12 protein-coding genes and 2 CRISPR repeat arrays (1 of these 14 only partly in view) are annotated in these 18,433 nt (G+C 65.7%); of the genes, 9 read left to right on the plus strand and 3 right to left on the minus strand.

The window, feature by feature from the left end:
• Positions 1-72 precede the first annotated feature (72 nt).
• Positions 73-528 carry a c-type cytochrome gene (locus tag caldi_RS01940; protein WP_264843423.1) on the minus strand — a complete coding sequence of 152 codons (456 nt, stop codon included), beginning with the start codon at positions 526-528 and terminating at the stop codon, positions 73-75.
• A 330-nt stretch (positions 529-858) separates the two neighbouring features.
• On the opposite strand from caldi_RS01940, the gene caldi_RS01945 reads away from it, so the two are divergent.
• The 9 genes from caldi_RS01945 (at position 859) to cas2 (ending at position 12,917) form a co-directional block, all read left to right on the plus strand.
• Entirely contained in the window at positions 859-3,615 is a 2,757-nt protein-coding gene (locus tag caldi_RS01945) for a transglycosylase domain-containing protein (RefSeq protein ID WP_264843424.1), read from the plus strand.
• Positions 3,616-3,876: 261 nt separating this feature from the next.
• Positions 3,877-4,929 (plus strand): helix-turn-helix transcriptional regulator, encoded by a 1,053-nt coding sequence (locus caldi_RS01950; RefSeq protein WP_264843425.1) that lies wholly within the window; start codon positions 3,877-3,879, stop codon positions 4,927-4,929.
• A 65-nt stretch (positions 4,930-4,994) separates the two neighbouring features.
• Complete coding sequence (locus caldi_RS01955) at positions 4,995-7,151, plus strand: CRISPR-associated endonuclease Cas3'' (protein WP_264843426.1); 2,157 nt, start codon at positions 4,995-4,997, stop codon at positions 7,149-7,151.
• A 467-nt stretch (positions 7,152-7,618) separates the two neighbouring features.
• Entirely contained in the window at positions 7,619-8,266 is a 648-nt protein-coding gene (gene cas5c, locus caldi_RS01960) for a type I-C CRISPR-associated protein Cas5c (protein ID WP_264843427.1), read from the plus strand.
• A complete protein-coding gene (gene cas8c, locus caldi_RS01965) occupies positions 8,263-9,990 on the plus strand; it encodes a type I-C CRISPR-associated protein Cas8c/Csd1 (protein WP_264843428.1) in 1,728 nt (575 codons plus the stop codon). Before cas5c ends, cas8c begins: the two co-directional genes overlap by 4 nt.
• A 26-nt stretch (positions 9,991-10,016) precedes the next feature.
• Positions 10,017-10,928, plus strand: a complete 912-nt coding sequence (cas7c, locus tag caldi_RS01970; protein ID WP_264843429.1) for a type I-C CRISPR-associated protein Cas7/Csd2 — start codon at positions 10,017-10,019, stop codon at positions 10,926-10,928.
• A 5-nt stretch (positions 10,929-10,933) separates the two neighbouring features.
• A complete protein-coding gene (gene cas4, locus caldi_RS01975; protein WP_264843430.1) occupies positions 10,934-11,587 on the plus strand; it encodes a CRISPR-associated protein Cas4 in 654 nt (217 codons plus the stop codon).
• Positions 11,580-12,611, plus strand: coding sequence for a type I-C CRISPR-associated endonuclease Cas1c (gene cas1c, locus caldi_RS01980; RefSeq protein ID WP_264843431.1), 1,032 nt, complete (start codon positions 11,580-11,582; stop codon positions 12,609-12,611). Before cas4 ends, cas1c begins: the two co-directional genes overlap by 8 nt.
• 15 nt (positions 12,612-12,626) lie before the next feature.
• Positions 12,627-12,917, plus strand: coding sequence for a CRISPR-associated endonuclease Cas2 (cas2, locus tag caldi_RS01985; protein ID WP_264843432.1), 291 nt, complete (start codon positions 12,627-12,629; stop codon positions 12,915-12,917).
• Between the two features lie 189 nt (positions 12,918-13,106).
• Positions 13,107-13,726: a CRISPR direct-repeat array (repeat unit 37 nt; unit sequence GTTGCACCCGGCCTCGCGGCCGGGTGAGGATTGAAAC).
• 61 nt (positions 13,727-13,787) lie between these two features.
• Here the strand turns inward: cas2 and istB are convergent.
• Both istB and istA read right to left on the minus strand, forming a co-directional pair.
• The gene (gene istB, locus caldi_RS01990; protein WP_264843433.1) at positions 13,788-14,588 is read right to left on the minus strand and encodes an IS21-like element helper ATPase IstB; all 801 of its coding nucleotides are present in this window, start codon (positions 14,586-14,588) and stop codon (positions 13,788-13,790) included.
• Positions 14,585-15,808, minus strand: coding sequence for an IS21 family transposase (gene istA / locus caldi_RS01995; protein WP_264843434.1), 1,224 nt, complete (start codon positions 15,806-15,808; stop codon positions 14,585-14,587). Before istA ends, istB begins: the two co-directional genes overlap by 4 nt.
• A 169-nt stretch (positions 15,809-15,977) precedes the next feature.
• Positions 15,978-18,433: a CRISPR direct-repeat array (repeat unit 37 nt; unit sequence GTTGCACCCGGCCTCGCGGCCGGGTGAGGATTGAAAC); it runs 931 nt beyond the window's last position.

An 18,433-nucleotide genomic window follows, 5' to 3' on the forward strand; every position in this document is an offset into this window, starting at 1 on the left:
GATAAAGTAAAAAGGCCACCCACCTCCGGTGGCCCATGGTTGCGCCTTTCTTTACCTGTTCACCTTCGTCTTTTACTTGTTCACCTTATTGACGGTCCGCATGAAGGCAATCACGTTGATGAGATCCTCGTCGGTCAGAGCCGGGTTGCCTCCCTTCGGGGGCATGTCGACCTTGGTGGTGTTGGCGGGGTCGGTCGCCGGGCGGCCCTTCTTGATGAACTCCAGCAGTTGCTGGTCGGTCTGGCTGGCGATGAACTCGCTGGTCACCCAGCTCTTGCCCAGCCCGGGCATGCCCTCGGCGTTGGGCCCGTGGCACGAGGCGCACGTGTTCATGTAGACCTGCTTGCCCCTGGCCGCGTCGCCGCCCAGCGAGGTGGCGTGCGCGCCGTGGTCGCCGCCCGCCTTGGCGCCACCGCCGCCTCCACAGCCGGCTGCCGGCAGGACGAGCCCGAGGAGCAAGGCGGCTGCGAGCCCCCGGGTCGGTCCGGCGGGAAAGAGGGCGCCAAGCTTTGTCTTCGTTTTCTCCATGTACTCGGGAAACCTCCCTGCATGTTCCCCCGCCCCGCGCAGCGCGCGGGATACCCATGCCGGGCGCCGCGTGCCACGCCGTTCCCGTTTCGTGGCCCCGTGCGCCGGGTCAACGGGCGGGAGAGGACTATGATGTCTACTTTCTTACGTAGCAGGTCGAGCACAGGTTTGGGTATGGTCCAAACGAACTAACTTGCGAACTTGCTTGCGAACTTGAGCGACCGTGTGTCGGACTTTCCGGCACCGCCGCCGGCCGCGGGGACGGAAGCCGGCCCCGCGCAACCGAACCGGGCGGACCGGCGTTACACCCTGGGTGTGGGGGTGACGTGCATGGACGCGGGCAGGAGTGAGATCGTCCGGCCGGCCGGTCCAGAGGTCGCGCCCGGGCAGGCGGCGCCCGGGCCGGCCGGGAGCCGGGTCCGCCGGGCCGTCCGGGGCCTCCTGCGGTCCCTGAAGTGGACCGCCGCCCTGGCGGCGCTGCTGGTCACGGCCAACGTGGCCTACGCCCTCCTGACCCTTCCCTCGTTTCCGCCGGGCGGGTTCGCCCCCGGCAGGGCGTCGATGGTCTACGACCGGGACGCCAACCCCGTCGGGCCGCTGAGCGGCCACGTCTTCCGCATCCCCGTGCGGTTCGGCGAGATCCCCCGGCACCTGCGGGAGGCGTTCGTCGCCTCCGAGGACGTCCGCTTCTACCAGCACCCGGGGGTCGACCTCCGTGGCATCGCCCGTGCCCTCTGGGCCGACCTGCGCGCCGGCGGGATCCGGGAGGGAGGCAGCACCATCACCCAGCAGGTCGTCAAGAACGCCCTGCTCTCTCCCCGGCAGACCCTGCGGCGCAAGATCCAGGAGGCCGTGCTGGCCATCGCCCTGGAGCGGCGCTACTCCAAGGACGAGATCCTCACCCTGTACCTCAACCAGATCTACCTGGGCGGCGGGGCGTACGGGGTGGGCGCGGCAGCGCAGCTGTACTTCCGCAAGCCGGTCTCCGACCTCACCCTGGGCGAGGCCGCCACCCTCGCCGGCCTGGCGCCCGCCCCGGAGCGGTACAACCCCTTCCGCCGGCCGGACCTCGCCCGGGAGCGGCGCAACGCCGTCCTCGACCGCATGGTGGCTGCCGGCTTCCTCGACCCGCAGCAGGCGGAGCGGGAGAAGGCCCGCCCCCTCCGGCTGCGGCCGGGCGATCCGCCGGAGCGCCAGGATCCCCACCCGTGGTTCACCGACGTGGTCCGGCAGGAGCTGGAGGCGCGCTACGGGCTGGACGAGCGCGTCGTCGGCCTCATGGGCCTCAAGGTCTACACGACCCTCGACCGCCGCACCCAGCAGGCCGCCGAGCGCGCCCTGGCCCGCCCCGCGAACTTCCCGCGCGGGGCGCCGGAGGGCCTCGAGGCGGCGGTGGCCGCCATCGACCCCCGGACCGGCGAAGTGCGCGCCCTCGCCGGCGGCCGGCGCTACGCCGTGCGCGAGGGCCTGAACCGGGCCACCGACGCCCGCCGCCAGCCCGGGTCGGCCATCAAGCCGGTGCTCGTCTACGCCCCGGCCTTCGAGCTGGCGGGCCTCACGCCGGACAGCGAGGTCGACGACAGCCCCCTCGACATCGGCGGCTACCGGCCCCAGAACCCGGACGGCAAGTTCCGCGGCCGGGTCACCGTCCGGGAGGCGGCCCGGCTCTCGCTGAACGTCCCCGCCGTCCGGATCCTGCAGCAGGTGGGGGTGGACCGGGCCCGCCGCTTCGCCGAGGGCCTCGGGATCCCGTTCGACCCGTCCGACCGCACCCTCGCCCTCGCCCTGGGCGGGATGGCGCGAGGGGTGACCCCCCTCGAGCTCGCCGCCGCCTACCAGGCGTTCGCCAACGGGGGCACATACATCGGGCCCCACGTCATCGTCCGCGTCGAGGCGGCCGACGGCGTGCTCCCCGCCCGGGAGCCCGTCCGCCGCCGGGCGATGAGCCCCCGCACGGCCTACTGGGTCACCGACGTCCTCCGCACCGCCGTCCGATCCGGCACCGGCCGCGCCGCCCTCCTCGACCGGCCCATGGCCGGCAAGACCGGCACCGTGGAACTCCCGGCCACGCCCGAGTTCGAGGGCGTAGAGGGCAACAGCGACGCCTGGTTCGCCGGCTACACCCCCGACCTCGTCATGGCCGTCTGGATGGGCTACGACCGCACCGACCGCCAGCACTACCTGCCGCCGTCCGTCAGCGGCTCGACCTACCCCGCGCGCATCTGGCGCCAGATCGCCGCCAACGCCCTCGCCGGCCGTCCACCGCTGGAGTTCCCCGGCCCCGACGGCCGCATCCCGCCGCCGCCGAAGCCCGCGCCCGCCCCGACGCCCGCGCCGGCGCCGCCCGAGCCCGCCCCGGTCGGGCCCGAACCGGCCCCCGTCCCCACGCCGCCGCTTCCGGCCGTGGTCGACCTCGCCGCCGCGCCCGGGCCGCGGCCGGGCACCGTGGCGCTCACGTGGCGGGTCGAGGCCGCCGCGCCCGCCCCCGCGCCCGGCGCCCCGGCCGCGCCCGACGGGCCCGGCGCCCCCGGCACCGGCGCGCCCCCGCCGACCCCGCCGGACTTCGCCCCGGCGCCCGCCGCCGTCCAGTACTTCGTGTTCCGGGGCGACACCCCGGACGTGCCGGCTGATCCGGACCACCTCCTCCAGATCGTCGCCGCGCCCCCGGCCGTCGATGCCCCACCCGGGCCGGGCACGTACTACTATCGCGTTGCCGCGGTCGACCCCCGCACGGGGCAGATCGGGCCCCCGTCGGCGGCGGTGCGGGTGGACGTGGTGGCGGCGCCGTCCGACTCCGGCAGTGCGCCTGCCACCGGGCCGGCCCAGCCCCCGGCGGAGGAGGCGGCGCCAGCGCCTCCCGAAGCCGGGTCCGGGCCCGGCTCCCCGTCCGGCCCCACGCCCGGCTCTCCGTCCGGCCCCACGCCCGGCTCTCCGTCCGGCCCTACGCCGGGTTCTCCGCCCGGCTCGGGGTCCGGCACTTCCGGCACCGGCGCCGGCCCGGCTCCCGAAGCGGGTGGCCCGGGTCCCGGCGGCGAGTCGCCGCCGCAGGTGACGCCCCAGGGTTCCGCCCAGGCCCCACCAGGGTGACCGAACACGGTCCTCGCGCCCCGCCCCGGCACCGGCGGCCGGGGCGCCTCCGCGCCATGCCAGCCCCTGCCGGGCGGGGCGGAAGGAGTTTCCTCACATAGGCAGAAATATTCGTATATCTAGCATCTACCGCCGGGTGAGAGTACGGCGCGGCCTGCCGGCCTCCGGGCCTGGGTGCCGGGGCCGGGCCGGTGACGCCGTGCGAGCTTTATGGCCCACCCGGGAGAGGCGCGGACGGTCTGACGGGGGAGGGGGAACCGCATGAACCGGTCCGCGATGGCCCGCCTGCAGTTCATCCACGACCGGATCCGCGGCGGCCACTATCCGAACGCCACGAACCTGGCGCGGGAACTGGAGGTCAGCCGCCGCACCGTCCAGCGCGACATCGAGTTCATGAAGGACCAGTTGCGAGCCCCGATCGAGTACGACTCCCGCCGGCGGGGCTTTTACTACACCCGCCCGGACTTCGTGTTGCCGTCCCTGCCGCTCACTCCTCGGGAGATCGCCGCCCTCCACACCGCGGCCCACCTGCTCGGCCTGGTGGCCGGTTCCGTGCTGGAGGCGCCGGTCCGGAGCCTGATCGACAAGCTCGTGGCCGCGCTGCCGGCCACCGTGTCGCTGGGATGCGACACACCCGACGAGCTGAGCTTCGGCCTGCCCGCCATCCGGGGCGACGAAGCCCAGGTCGTCGAAACGCTGGGGCTCCTGCAGGAAGCCATCGTGACGCATCGCACCGTCGACGTGCTCTACTACACCGCGTACCGCAACGACTGGCGCCGCCGCCGGCTCGACCCGTACCACCTCCACTACCGTGACGGGGCCTGGTACGCGATCGCCTGGTGCCACTGGCGCCAGCGCGTCCTCACCTTCGCGGTCGACCGGATGCACGACGTGCGGCTCACGTCGAAGGCATTCCAGGTCCGTGCCGGTTTCGACGCGCGGGAGTACCTCCGAACCGCCTGGCGGATCGAAGCCGGCGACCCGGTACCCGTCGCCGTCCGGTTCGCCCCGTCCGTGGCCCGGTACGTGCGCGAGCGACGCTGGCACCCGACGCAGGAGATGCAGGAAGAACCCGACGGCAGCCTCATCCTGCGTGTCCGGGTCGCCGGCCTGGGGGAAGTCGCCCGGTGGGTGCTGCAGTTCGGTGGTGGGGCGGAGGTACTTGAACCCGCAACTCTGCGAACACTGGTGGCCCGGGAGGCTGCAGCGTTGGCGGCAAAGTATGGCGGCAGGGGGACGATTCCTGGCCCTGATGCTCAGTCAGGCCGGATCGTATCTGCCTCACCGAACATGCGATCTCGTCAGCTGTTGTAGGCGACAGGTCTGTATTGTGGACTTGCGACTCCCAGCACCGGCCTTTCCGGCAGGGGGAACACAGTGTGACCTGGTTGGCCCACTCTGCCTTCGAGGGAAATGAAGGTCACGACCTCAAGGAGCACCTCTATTCGGTGGCAGCCCTCACGAGGCAGTTCGCGACAGCTCTGGGCGCACCGGAGTGGGGATGGTGGGCTGGGCTCTGGCATGACATCGGGAAGATCCATCCGTTGTTCCAAGCGTACTTGAAGGACAGCAAGGTAGCCCGCGGTCCCGATCATAAGGGAGCGGGCACAGTCATGGCCTTTCGTCATGCGCAGCCTCTGGCTTTTGTGATCGCCGGCCACCACGGTGGGTTGCACAGCTTGGGAGATCTCAAGAGCCATATCCACGAGTGGATGCGCTCATCCCATGTGCAGGAAGCCCTTGCACAAGCTAAGTCCCATTTCTCCGATCTGGAACCACATGCGCCCTTGCCTACGCCGCAGCATCTTAGAGGGCCACTTGAGCAGGAGTTCTTCATTCGATTGCTCTTCTCTTCCCTGGTTGACGCGGACCGGCTTGATACTGAAGCGTATTTCCATCCTGACTTGGCAAACCTGCGCGTTGCGCCCGTCCGCATGGACGAGTTGTGGCGATTGTTCGAGGCTAACCAACGGAACATCACGGGTAAGCCAGGTGTGGTTGGGCAGGTTCGGCACGAAGCGTATCTCGCGTGTTTGCGAGCCGCGCTGGAGTCGCCTGGCTGGTTCCGCCTTACGGTTCCCACGGGTGGAGGTAAGACCCGTTCGACCCTTGCGTTCGGCCTTCGTCATGCGTTGCTACACGGTCTCGATCGGGTCATCGTTGCCATCCCCTACACGAGCATCGTCGAGCAGACTGTCGACGTGTACCGCGACATCCTCGGCGTGGGAGCCGTATTGGAGCACCACAGTAGCATGGAAGGTCCTGCAGATCCCCTGAACCCCACGCCCGCTGAGCGGTGGGCGGAACTCGCAGCAGAGAACTGGGATGCTCCTGTGATTGTAACCACCACGGTCCAGCTTTTCGAAAGTCTTTTCACGAACCACCCGTCAAAGGCCAGGAAGCTCCACAACCTTGTGCGTAGCGTCATTATCCTCGACGAGGCCCAGTCGCTCCCACCTGGCCTTCTGGAACCGATTCTCGACGGTTTACGGCAGTTAACTGTCCATTACGGTGCAACGGTTGTTCTCGCTACGGCCACTCAACCTGCTCTGGACGACAGCCCCGTCTTGCATGGGCTGCCGGGCATTCGCGAGATCGCTCCTGAGCACCCCCGCTGGTATCAGGAGTTACGTCGAGTTGACTTCTCAGTGGTACCACCTGATGAGTCGTGGCCGTGGGAGCGGGTAGCGGAGGAGATGCGCTCCCGCCCCCAGGTTTTAACAATAGTGAACACGAGAGCAGACGCCGCTCGCTTGTTGGAGGCCTTGGGAGATCCTGAGGTCCTGCATCTATCGTCTATGCTCTGTGGCGCGCACCGGCGGGCGGTCCTTGCCGAGGTGAAGCGTCGGCTTACGAAGGGGCTTCCGTGTCGGCTTGTCACGACTCAAGTGGTCGAGGCGGGCGTGGACCTGGATTTCCCAGTCGTGTTCCGTGCCGTTGGCCCCCTGGATCGGATCGTTCAAGCTGCAGGTAGGTGCAACCGTGAAGGCCGTCTCACGCGAGGCCTGATGACAGTTTTCACGCCGGCAGAGGGCGGTCTCCCAAGAGGTGCATACTCTACAGCCACTCATATTGCCCAGAAGTTCATGGCATTCCCGGACTTCGACTTCTATGACCCTGGGCTTTTCCTTGACTACTTCCGGGAGGTTTACCGTCACACAGATACTGACGCTAATCGCGTACAGAAGCTGCGCGCAAGCTTCGATTTCCCAGCAGTAGCTAGGGAATTCCGCATGATTCCGTCGGACACACTGCCGCTCGTCGTGCCGTACTGGGAGGTCGCCCCCGGTGACGTGCAAGCGCGACAGGCCGCTTCTCGAATTTCAGAACTACGGAGGGGTGAACGTATGCCCCCACGGTCCGTTTGGCGGCAGTTGCAGCCCTACATCGTCCAAGTGGACCGGAGACAACTGGGTGCCTATCCTAGGGGCCTGGCAATAGAGATCGTCCCTGGACTGTGGGAGTGGCGCGGTCGGTACGACCGCGTCCGCGGGCTTGTTAACGAACCCCTGGCACCTGAGGACGTCGTAGTCTGACAGAAGGGACACGAGGATTAAGGAAGCACGGGGCTTCCCAGTTTTGCTGGCGCCCCGTGCGCATTCCGGATAAATCCTGCACAGACCAGACCAACGTTTCAATCCCCACCACCGGGGAGGCGAACTCCCGGGGTGCTTGTCACCTCGCCATTATATCAGAAGCGCCTCAGTCCACCGGATGTGCAAGAAGCAGGAAGCAAAGCGAAAGGTGGGAGACGGGTGCATGAACGTGGGCGGTGTAGCACGAGGAGCCATTGCGCACCGGAAGGGATTGACAGCCGAAGCTAAGGTGTGCATAATGGAACCTGATCCTTCGTTGGGCTGGTGTGTGCAAGGGCGCATCCAAACCTGCCGGTACACACAGGATCGACCCGTGTGGCTCCTCTGACCTGTCCCGGATCATGACCACACCACAACTGTCAGGAGCGAACGCCGGCTCAGCCCTTTGACCGAAGGAGGTGAGACACTTGAGCACGTGGCCTCCGCTGGAGGTGAAGGTGTGGGGCGACTACGCCTGTTTCACTCGACCCGAGACGAAAGTCGAGCGGGTTTCCTACCCCGTCGTGACGCCCTCTGCTGCCCGCGGCATCCTTGAGGCTATTTTCTGGAAGCCCGAATTCGCGTGGCGCATTCGAGAGATTTGGGTACTCCGCCCCATCCGGTACGTATCGATGGTGCGGAACGAGGTGAACTCGAAAATTTCCTTTGCCGCCGCGCAGCGTTGGATGGCAAATGGCGGTGGTTTCTTCGCAGACGAGGATCGGGCTCAACGACACACCCTAGCACTCTACAACGTGGCCTACGTCATTCGAGCCGATGTCGAGCCGCGTTCCGGTACTGCTGCCGATATCGCCAAGTACAGGGATCAGTTCCGGCGTAGGGTCCGACGCGGGGAGTGTTTCCACCGGCCGTATCTAGGCACGCGGGAATTTGCTGCTTTCTTCGGACCGCTGGATGGTACCGAAACACCCATCGACTACAGTGCTCCGTTGGGCAGGATGCTGTTTGACCTCGAGTACGAAAAGGACGGGTCTGGGCGCGGGACTCCTCGCTTCTTCGAGGCAAGCCTCGACCGTGGTGTCTTGCGCGTGCCCCCGGACCTGTATGGGGGGTGAAATACGCCATGCTCTTACAGCGGCTGAACGAGTATGCGGATCGGTTGCGGCTGCCGCCACCGATGTACGGCCCCACCGCGGTTCGCTGGGTGATCCACCTTGATACCGACGGGCGAATGTTGCAGATGGTCGAGACAACCGGCGGGACCACGAAAAGTACACAGCGGGGCAAAGTAATGTTGACGCCGCAGATCGGGCGAACAGTAGCGATTCGAGCCAAGTTACTTGCTGACAACGGTGAGTACGTTCTAGGCATTCCCCGCAAGCCTGAGGACGCAGACAAGGTGGTGTTGCGTCACCGAGCTTTTATAGACCTAGTTCGTGAATGCGCCCTCGCCACGGGAGAGCTCACGGTGAAGGCCGTTCTACAGTTCCTCGAGGGATTGCCGCATGGTCTTCGCTTGCCCAGCGGCTTCGATCCGGCGGATAACATCACCTTCGAGGTCGCTGGGATCCGTCCCATTGACTTGCCGGTTATCCAACGCTTTTGGGCCAAGCGCGCGGGCGCGGAGAAGGAGAATGCGGACGACGATACTGGCCGGGTCGCCACGTGCTTGGTTTGCGGCGAATTAAAGCAAGTTGTCGCGCGGCTACCCTTCAAGCTAAAGAGCATTCCGGGAGGACAAACCTCTGGAATTGCCCTCGTCTCCGCCAATGCACCAGCGTTCGAGTCCTATGGCCTCGAAGCCTCGCATGTCGCACCGATTTGCCACCAGTGTGCTGAGCGGACCCACAAGTCGATAAATGCGCTCCTGGCCGACCCTAACACGCATCTGGTCGTCGGTCCGATCGTGTACGTGGCGTGGACACGGGAGCCTGTGGAGCAGAATTTCTTGAATCTTCTCTCGCGTCCGGATCCTGCCGAAGTTCGTGCCTTGATTGCTTCCGTATACACGGGCCGAGCGGGTTCCCTAGAACTGGATGACACGCAGTACTACGCGGTGGCCTTCTCTGCCAGCGGTGGACGAGCGGTCGTACGCGATTGGCTTGATACAACGGTGGGGGAAGTGAGACGCAATCTTGCCCGCTTCTTCATGCTACAACGTATCATCGGTCCAGATGGCAACGAGCCCGCGCCCCTCGGGATCTTCGCCTTGTCCGCAGCAGCTGTTCGGGATGCCTCGCGGGACCTACCTCCAGAGCTTCCCAAGGCGTTGATTCGATGCGCGTTGGCCGGGACGTGGATTCCCAGCTGGATCCTTGCCCAGGCAATCAGGCGAGCCCGCGTGGAACAGCGGGTGACCCGTCAGCGTGCGGCTCTAATCCGTTTGTCCTATCTCTCCTACATGCGGATCGAAAAGGAGGATGAGTTGATGCAGTTGGATCGTACGCAGAGAGATCCGGCTTACCACTGCGGCCGCCTTCTCGCTGTTCTTGAGGAAATCCAGCACGCGGCCGTACCGGGTGCAAAGGCCACGCTATTGGACCGATTCTACGGTGCTGCTTCCGCAAGCCCAGCCACCGTTTTCGGAACTCTCTTCCGTACCGCCCAGTCGCACCTGGGTAAGCTGCGTAAGGACCGTCCGCGCCTTTACAACGTGTTCCAGCAACGACTCATGGAAGTACAGGAATCGATCACGTACTTCCCGGCAACGTTGAACCTCGGGGAACAGGCACTTTTCACTCTTGGCTACTACCACCAGCGGGCGGCCGATCTGGCCGCCGCCAGGGCTCGCTCTCAGAAAGCGGAAGATACGGAAACCGACGAGTCTGATGACGAGTGAATTCGTCAAGAGAGGGAGGAGACCAAATGTCCGTGCACCTGGACCCCGAAAGGCGCCACGATTTCGTAATACTGTTTGATGTCACCGACGGTAACCCGAATGGAGATCCCGATGCCGGGAACCTGCCGCGCGTCGACCCGGAGACCATGCAGGGCCTGGTGACTGACGTATCCATCAAGCGGCGGATACGCAACTGGGTCGATGCCACGCGGGGCACAGAGGAACGCATGAAGATCTACGTTCAGACTCGAGGCGAAGCCCTCAACGACTTGCACCAGCGGGCGTATGACGCGTTGGGCCTCCGGTCCACGGGGGCTCGGCAGGACCGCGAAACCGTCGAACAAGCCCGTGCGTGGATGTGCTGGAACTTTTGGGACATCCGTACGTTCGGTGCGGTGATGACCACAGGGGTCAATTGCGGTCAGGTGCGCGGTCCAGTGCAGCTAACGTTTGCCCGCTCCATCGACCCAATCGTACCTCTCGACCTCGCGATCACTCGGGTAGCGGTCACGCGCGCCGAGGACGCCAAGGTTGTGGTCGGTGACGAAGGTGTGGGCGAGTCCGGCGGTAAGACGACGGAGATGGGACGCAAGGCGATCGTGCCCTACGGGCTGTACAAGGGCTACGGCTTCGTAAACCCGATCTTTGCCCGCCAGACTGGGTTCAGTAAAGAAGACCTCGACCTCTTCTGGACTGCGCTCATCATGTGCTGGGACCTTGATCGATCGTCCAGTCGGGGAAGGATGGCCTGCCGCGGACTATACGTGTTCACGCATGATTCGCCCTTGGGAAAGGCCCCCGCCCACACTTTACTGGACCGGGTCCGGGTCCAACGTCGGGACGGTGTGGTATCCCCGAGAAGCTTTGGTGACTACACGGTTGTCGTCGATGACAAGGACCTGCCTGACGGAGTCACCCTTACTCGGCTGGTGGGGTGAGGGCAGTGGTTACGGGCGCCGTCCCTGATGAGTACTGGGTCCCCATCTCGGCCCTGCAGCACTACTCATACTGCCCACGGCAGTGTGCGCTGATCCACCTTGAGCAGACCTTCGATGAGAACCTGTACACGCTCCGAGGTCGCGCCGTCCACGAGCGTGTCGACGTTCCGGGGGTAGCCGTCGAAGCTGGCGTCCGAATTGAACGCGGGCTTGTACTCTGGTCGGACCGATTGGGCCTCGTTGGTAAGGCCGATGTGGTTGAGTTTCACGGCGAGGTCCCCTACCCTGTCGAGTACAAGCACGGTTCGCGCAGAGCTTCGGAACACGACGACCTTCAGCTATGTGCTCAGGCTCTCTGCCTCGAGGAGATGCTCGGGGTCCCTGTGCCCAGGGGAGCGATTTACCACCACAGTTCGAGACACAGGCGTGAGGTTGTGTTTACACCAGAGTTGCGAGAACGTGTGACGGTTGTCTTGCAAGAGGTGCGGGCGCTGTTGAGCGCCCGACTTTTGCCTCCTGCCGTTAACGATACCCGTTGTCCCCGGTGCTCCCTAATCGACTCATGTCTACCTCGACCGGTCCAGGACAGGCGGCGAATAGAAGACCTTTTGCAGGAGGTGTTCAACACCGGTTTAGAGGAGGGAGAAACCAGTGCTTGAACTCCTCAATACGCTCTATGTTACAACCCCCGGCGCGTATGTAAGGCTCGATCATGAAACAGTTCGGGTGGAGGCCGATGGTGCCAAGCTGCTGCAGGTTCCTGTCTTGCACCTGCGCGGTATCGTCTGCTTCGGCAACGTGATGGTAAGCCCGGCCGTGATGCAGCGGTTTGCTCAGGATCGGCGGTCTGTTGTGTTCTTGGACGACCGCGGCAGGTTTGCGGCTCGGGTCCAAGGACCCACAGCCGGGAACGTGCTCCTGCGGTGGGAGCAATACGAAGCAGCACGCTCTCTAGCACGGAGCGCAGCGATCGCCAGGGCAATTGTCGGTGGCAAAATTCAGAACGCCAGGTTCCTGTTACAGAGAGCGGCTCGGGAGACGCCAGACTCAGCCGAGTCCAAGACGCTACGCGACTGCGTTGCCGATCTCGCCGGAATACTGGAGCGCCTGAAAGCAGCCTCCGAGATCAATGTGATCCGTGGCCTGGAGGGAGAGGCAGCGAGACGCTACTTTGGTTCCTGGGATTTGATGATTAAACGAGATCGCCAGGCCTTCGCCCTCCAGGGCCGGCAGCGGCGTCCCCCTACGAATCCGATGAACGCACTCCTTTCTTTCCTGTACACGTTGTTAACGGGCGAATGCATAGCCGCAGCCGAAGGAGTTGGGCTTGATCCACAGATTGGCTACCTGCACGAGCTTCGCCCCGGCCGGCCAGCTCTCGCCCTTGACCTCGTTGAGGAACTAAGACCCTCAGTGGCGGATCGCCTTGCGATTGCCCTGATCAACCTGCGCCAGGCAACGTCGGACGACTTCGTGACCCGCCCCGGAGGGGCCATCCACTTGAGCGACGCGGGCCGCAAGAAAGTGATAGTAGCTTATGAGAGGCGCAAGCAAGAGCAGGTATACCATCCGGTACTGGACCGCAAGGTTCCTATAGGTCTGATCCCCCATGTTCAAGCGCGTCTGCTTGCTCGCCATCTTCGTGGCGACTTGGACCATTACGTACCTTGGCTGTATCGGTAGGGTGGTGCCGACCTCGTGCAGATCGTTGTGGCCTACGACGTCAATACAGAGACAGCGGCAGGCCGTCGTCGGTTGCGTAAAGTGGCTCAGATCTGCCTTAACTTCGGCCAGCGCGTACAAAAGTCCGTCTTCGAATGTCAGGTCAATCAAGCACAGCTTGAGCAACTCATCCGCCAGCTACGGAACGAGATTGACGAAGGGGAAGATAGTCTTCGGCTGTACAGGATCATGGAGCCGAGGGACAGGCACACTTACGCCTACGGCATCCAACACGTTCTCGATTTCCAAGAGCCACTAATCTTGTGACGGCAAGCGTTTGCGAACCAGTAGTACCTGTCAAGAAGTGGGGAGGTTCGCCGATGCGTAATCGCCTACTCTGTAACGCCCCGCGCGCCTTCCCTGCCTCGGGGTCAACCCACCCTCGCCACGTTACGCTGTTCGGTTCGCTCATTCCCCTCCCTCAAGCCGCTTGCGGCTTGGCTTTCGCGACCTAGCGTTGCACCCGGCCTCGCGGCCGGGTGAGGATTGAAACCAGCTTTACCTCGACAAGATCGGCGAGTTGCCCGAGTTGCACCCGGCCTCGCGGCCGGGTGAGGATTGAAACCAGGCCAGGAGCGCGATCAACCGCTACGTGGTTGCCGTTGCACCCGGCCTCGCGGCCGGGTGAGGATTGAAACGAGGCCGGCGACATCGACATCGACCCGGCCGACGACGTTGCACCCGGCCTCGCGGCCGGGTGAGGATTGAAACCAGGGAAAGGACTGGAAGGTTACGGTATCTCTGCAGGTTGCACCCGGCCTCGCGGCCGGGTGAGGATTGAAACCGCGTGAAGTCGGCCTATCGCATGGGCGGCCTCGACGTTGCACCCGGCCTCGCGGCCGGGTGAGGATTGAAACGAGACCTGGCCGGACGCTGCGCTGACCGCCGCCCTGGTTGCACCCGGCCTCGCGGCCGGGTGAGGATTGAAACCGGACCTGGCCACCCCGGTTCACCAGCCAGTTGTAACGTTGCACCCGGCCTCGCGGCCGGGTGAGGATTGAAACGGCGCCATCTTCTTGGGGTATACGGGGTCCATCGAGTTGCACCCGGCCTCGCGGCCGGGTGAGGATTGTGTCAACGCCGGCTTACTTTTGACCCACTGGGGCCGGTTGGGAAATGACCCACCCCCCAGGCGAATCACTCCTTCGGTGGTTCGGTGGGGAGGCCTCCGGGGTGAGGCGGTACGGTGGTGAAGAGGCCGGCCCGCTTCTTGTCGCGGAGGCGGTAGGACTCCCCGCGGATGTTGAGTACGTGGCTGTGGTGCAGGAGGCGGTCCAGGATGGCGGTGGCGATCACCGCGTCCCCCAACACCTCCCCCCACTCGGCGAAGCCTTTGTTGGACGTCAGGATGACGCTCCCACGCTCGTACCGGGCGGAGATCAACGCGAACAGTGCCGTAGCGGCCGCCCGGTCGTAGGGCCAGACCCCGAACTCGTCGATGATCAGCACCTTCGGGGCCAGGTAGACCCGCATGCGGCGGTCGAGGCGGTGCTCGGCCTGCGCCCGGCGCAGGTCTTCGAGCAGGTCGTGGGCCCGGACGAAGTAGACGCCATAGCCCTGTTCGATGGCCCGGATCCCCAGGGCCACCGCCAGGTGAGTCTTCCCCACCCCGGGCGGACCGAGGAAGATCACGTTGGCGGCGTCGGCGACAAAGGCCAGGGTCGCCAGCTCACGGACCTGACGCTCGTCGATGGACGGCTGGAAGCGGAAGTCGAACTGTTCGAGGGTGCGGTAGTAGGGCAGGTGGGCAAGGCGTGTGCGGGTGCGCAGGTACCGCTCCCGCCGGGCGGCCGCTTCGACGCCCAGCAAGTCGGCCAGGAACTCGGCGTACGGGAGCTGCTTCTGAGCTGCCGCCTCCAGCCGGCTCTCCAGCACGGCGGCTGCCTGGACCAGGCCGAGTTGCTCCAGGTACTGCCGGGACTTCTCCAAGGCGATCATCCGGCGACCACCGCCCCCACGAGCGCCTCGTAGGCCGCCAGCGGCCGGCGCTCGACCTCAACGGTGGGCAGCTGGACCGCCAAGGCCTCCTTGGACGGCCGTCCGTCGCCAGCCTGAAGGCCCGCCCACTGACGGGGGTGCGTGAGCCGCTGGCCCCTTTGAGTGGCCCGGGCATGCACGGCGAGGCGCTTGCCCCCGTCCCAGAGCTCAACGATCCCATCCCGGGGCTGGACCTGCACCACCTGGCCGGGCTTCCATGGCCAGGGAAGGCCATACCAGGCGTTCTCCCACTGGACGTACCCGTCCCGGCCCACGTGCCGCTCTTCCCGCAGGAAGACCTCGAGCCGTTGGGGGCTCGGGAGGGGCTGCAGGTGCTCCCGTTCAATGCGCAGCCGGTCGACCGGCCGCTCGTGGGTCGTCCCATGCACCCGGACGTCCGCCACGGTGTCGCACCACTGGGCCGCCTGCTGGTTCAGGTCCGCCAGGTCCACAAACCGCACGCCGGGCCAGAAGTTGCGCTTGACGTACTTGATCCCGCTCTCCACGCGCCCCTTCGTTTGGGGCCGGTACGGGTGGCAGAGCCGGATGTCGAAACCCACCCGCAGGGCGAAGTCCAGGAAGCGAGGGTTCCAGACAGGTTGGTCGTGCTCATCCCGCTCCAGGACGACCACCTTGGTGTTGTCATACAGGCACCGGCGGGGTACGCCCCCGAACCGGGCGAACGCATTCAGGTGGCAGCGGATGAACGTGGCGACGTCCGCTCGCCGAACGAACTCGACGTAGATCGCCCGAGACCAACTCAGCACCATGACGAAGACCCAGACCCGCTGCGTCTTGCCGTCCGGGGTCTTGTACTTGAGAAGGCCGAAGTCCACCTGGGCCTGTTCCCCCGGCCGGGTCTCGAAGCGGACCGTCGCCTGGGGCTCTCGGCGCCGGCGCAGCGGCTGGACGAACTCACGAAGGATCGTATGGCCGCCGGTATAACCCTGTGCACGGATCTCCCGGAGCAATACGGTGCAATTGTCGACTCCCTCGCCCACTCGCTGGAGGATATACTCCTTGTAGGGGTCCAGCTTGGAGGCCCGCTGTGGCCGTGGCGCCGGCTTGGGCACCTCGGGAGAGCGCAAGTACTTTCGGATCGTGTTCCGGGAAACACCCAACATGCGGGCGATGGCCCGGATGGACTTGCCCTCCCCGTGCAACTCGTAAATGCGCTTCACTTTCCCACCCCTCAGCACGTTCTCTGGACACCCCCGACTCTTGGCGGAATCGGAAGGTGTCTTCGCTGGGGGGTGGGTCAATTCCATTCCGGCGCTACTGGGTCAGTTTAGCACCGGCGCTGACAATTGAAACGAGCGACTGCAGGCCCAGCAGGAGGAGGCATACCGAGTTGCACCCGGCCTCGCGGCCGGGTGAGGATTGAAACGACCTTGGCGACGGTGAGCGGCTCGGACGGCACCTGGTTGCACCCGGCCTCGCGGCCGGGTGAGGATTGAAACCGGTTGCAGTAGGCGAGGCCGGCAAGCCACACGCGTTGCACCCGGCCTCGCGGCCGGGTGAGGATTGAAACCGTGCCAGCTCTGCCGCGACGAGAGACCCATCGCCCAGTTGCACCCGGCCTCGCGGCCGGGTGAGGATTGAAACCGCGATCACCCCCCCTTACCCATGGGGAGGGGGGCGCGTTGCACCCGGCCTCGCGGCCGGGTGAGGATTGAAACAAGCAGGGGGCTCGTAACACGTGGGAGGCCCTGCGGGTTGCACCCGGCCTCGCGGCCGGGTGAGGATTGAAACGTGCAAAAGGTATATTCGAGACAACATGGCGATGAAGGTTGCACCCGGCCTCGCGGCCGGGTGAGGATTGAAACCCGTTATCGACACGGCAACCAACGTGGCGGCCAGGGTTGCACCCGGCCTCGCGGCCGGGTGAGGATTGAAACCCTCCTTTCCTGCAAGGCCATCATCGCCCGCGGGCCGAGTTGCACCCGGCCTCGCGGCCGGGTGAGGATTGAAACCGGGCTATCAGGTGCGGGACACCTCGGTAGGCGCCACGTTGCACCCGGCCTCGCGGCCGGGTGAGGATTGAAACTCTCGTTCCGGTGCTTGAGTTGCAGCACCTCGACCACGTTGCACCCGGCCTCGCGGCCGGGTGAGGATTGAAACCTGCGCGGACCGACGCCCCCGGGGAGACCCTGAAATTGTTGCACCCGGCCTCGCGGCCGGGTGAGGATTGAAACCATCTGCTCGTAGGTCTGCCGCAGCTCGTCGGCCTCGTTGCACCCGGCCTCGCGGCCGGGTGAGGATTGAAACTGCCATCTCCCATTCCACCGCCTTCCGCAGCATATCGTTGCACCCGGCCTCGCGGCCGGGTGAGGATTGAAACGTCACGGACTATGCCCGTGTGCTCCGGCTCCCCTACTATGTTGCACCCGGCCTCGCGGCCGGGTGAGGATTGAAACTTGCCGAGGCTGTCGAGTTGCGACAGGGACTGCAGGTTGCACCCGGCCTCGCGGCCGGGTGAGGATTGAAACTACCAGGGCGATCGAACCATGGTGTGCGGCACCTGCGTTGCACCCGGCCTCGCGGCCGGGTGAGGATTGAAACTACCAGGGCGATCGAACCATGGTGTGCGGCACCTGCGTTGCACCCGGCCTCGCGGCCGGGTGAGGATTGAAACGCCAGTTGGAGTGGGTCGATCTCGTCGAAGTACTGCCAGGTTGCACCCGGCCTCGCGGCCGGGTGAGGATTGAAACCCGTAGGCGACAGCCATGCGGGTCTGGATGGCGGGGTTGCACCCGGCCTCGCGGCCGGGTGAGGATTGAAACCTGGATTGGCTCTGGTAGAGGGAGCGCCTCCGCGGAAGTTGCACCCGGCCTCGCGGCCGGGTGAGGATTGAAACCTGACGAAGCGCCTTAACGTCTGGCCCCAGCAGGCCAGTTGCACCCGGCCTCGCGGCCGGGTGAGCATTGAAACAAGATCAACCGGACGGACGTCGGGGCCACCCGGGGGTTGCACCCGGCCTCGCGGCCGGGTGAGGATTGAAACCCGTCGAGGTGGGCCGGTGTGCTCTCCATCGCCTGTTGCACCCGGCCTCGCGGCCGGGTGAGGATTGAAACCCGGAGCCTGCGGACCACCTCCCGGAGCACGGCCGGGAGAGGATTGAAACTGGCTCGTGGCCGCGAACCCGCGCTACGACCCGATCCCCGTTGCACCCGGCCTCGCGGCCGGGTGAGGATTGAAACCGCTCTGCGCCCCACGTGGATAGCGGCGCTGCCGGAGTTGCACCCGGCCTCGCGGCCGGGTGAGGATTGAAACTCGTACAACCGGAAGAAGTGCGCCCGGTCTGCGGCGGTTGCACCCGGCCTCGCGGCCGGGTGAGGATTGAAACAGCCGCCGGCGGATCTTGAGCTTGGTCCGGCGCCGGTTGCACCCGGCCTCGCGGCCGGGTGAGGATTGAAACGTCCAGGCCATGGGAGCCAAGCAGCCCGAGGCGGGCAAGGTTGCACCCGGCCTCGCGGCCGGGTGAGGATTGAAACGTGCGCGCTCCCTGCCGCACCTCGCCGGCCGCGGCGGCGTTGCACCCGGCCTCGCGGCCGGGTGGGGATTGAAACCAGCCAGGTGCGCTCCACCTCAGGATGCTCGCGCGTTGCACCCGGCCTCGCGGCCGGGTGAGGATTGAAACAGGTTGCCGGCCGGGTCCTGCCGGACGGCCGCCGAGTGTTGCACCCGGCCTCGCGGCCGGGTGAGGATTGAAACGGGCCATCGAAAAGGGCTGGTCGCCGCAGGACCTGGGTTGCACCCGGCCTCGCGGCCGGGTGAGGATTGAAACAGCCCGGGGAGCAAGACCT

Origin of the sequence: Caldinitratiruptor microaerophilus, from assembly GCF_025999835.1 — a bacterium.
GTDB lineage: Bacteria > Bacillota > Sulfobacillia > Symbiobacteriales > ZC4RG38 > Caldinitratiruptor > Caldinitratiruptor microaerophilus.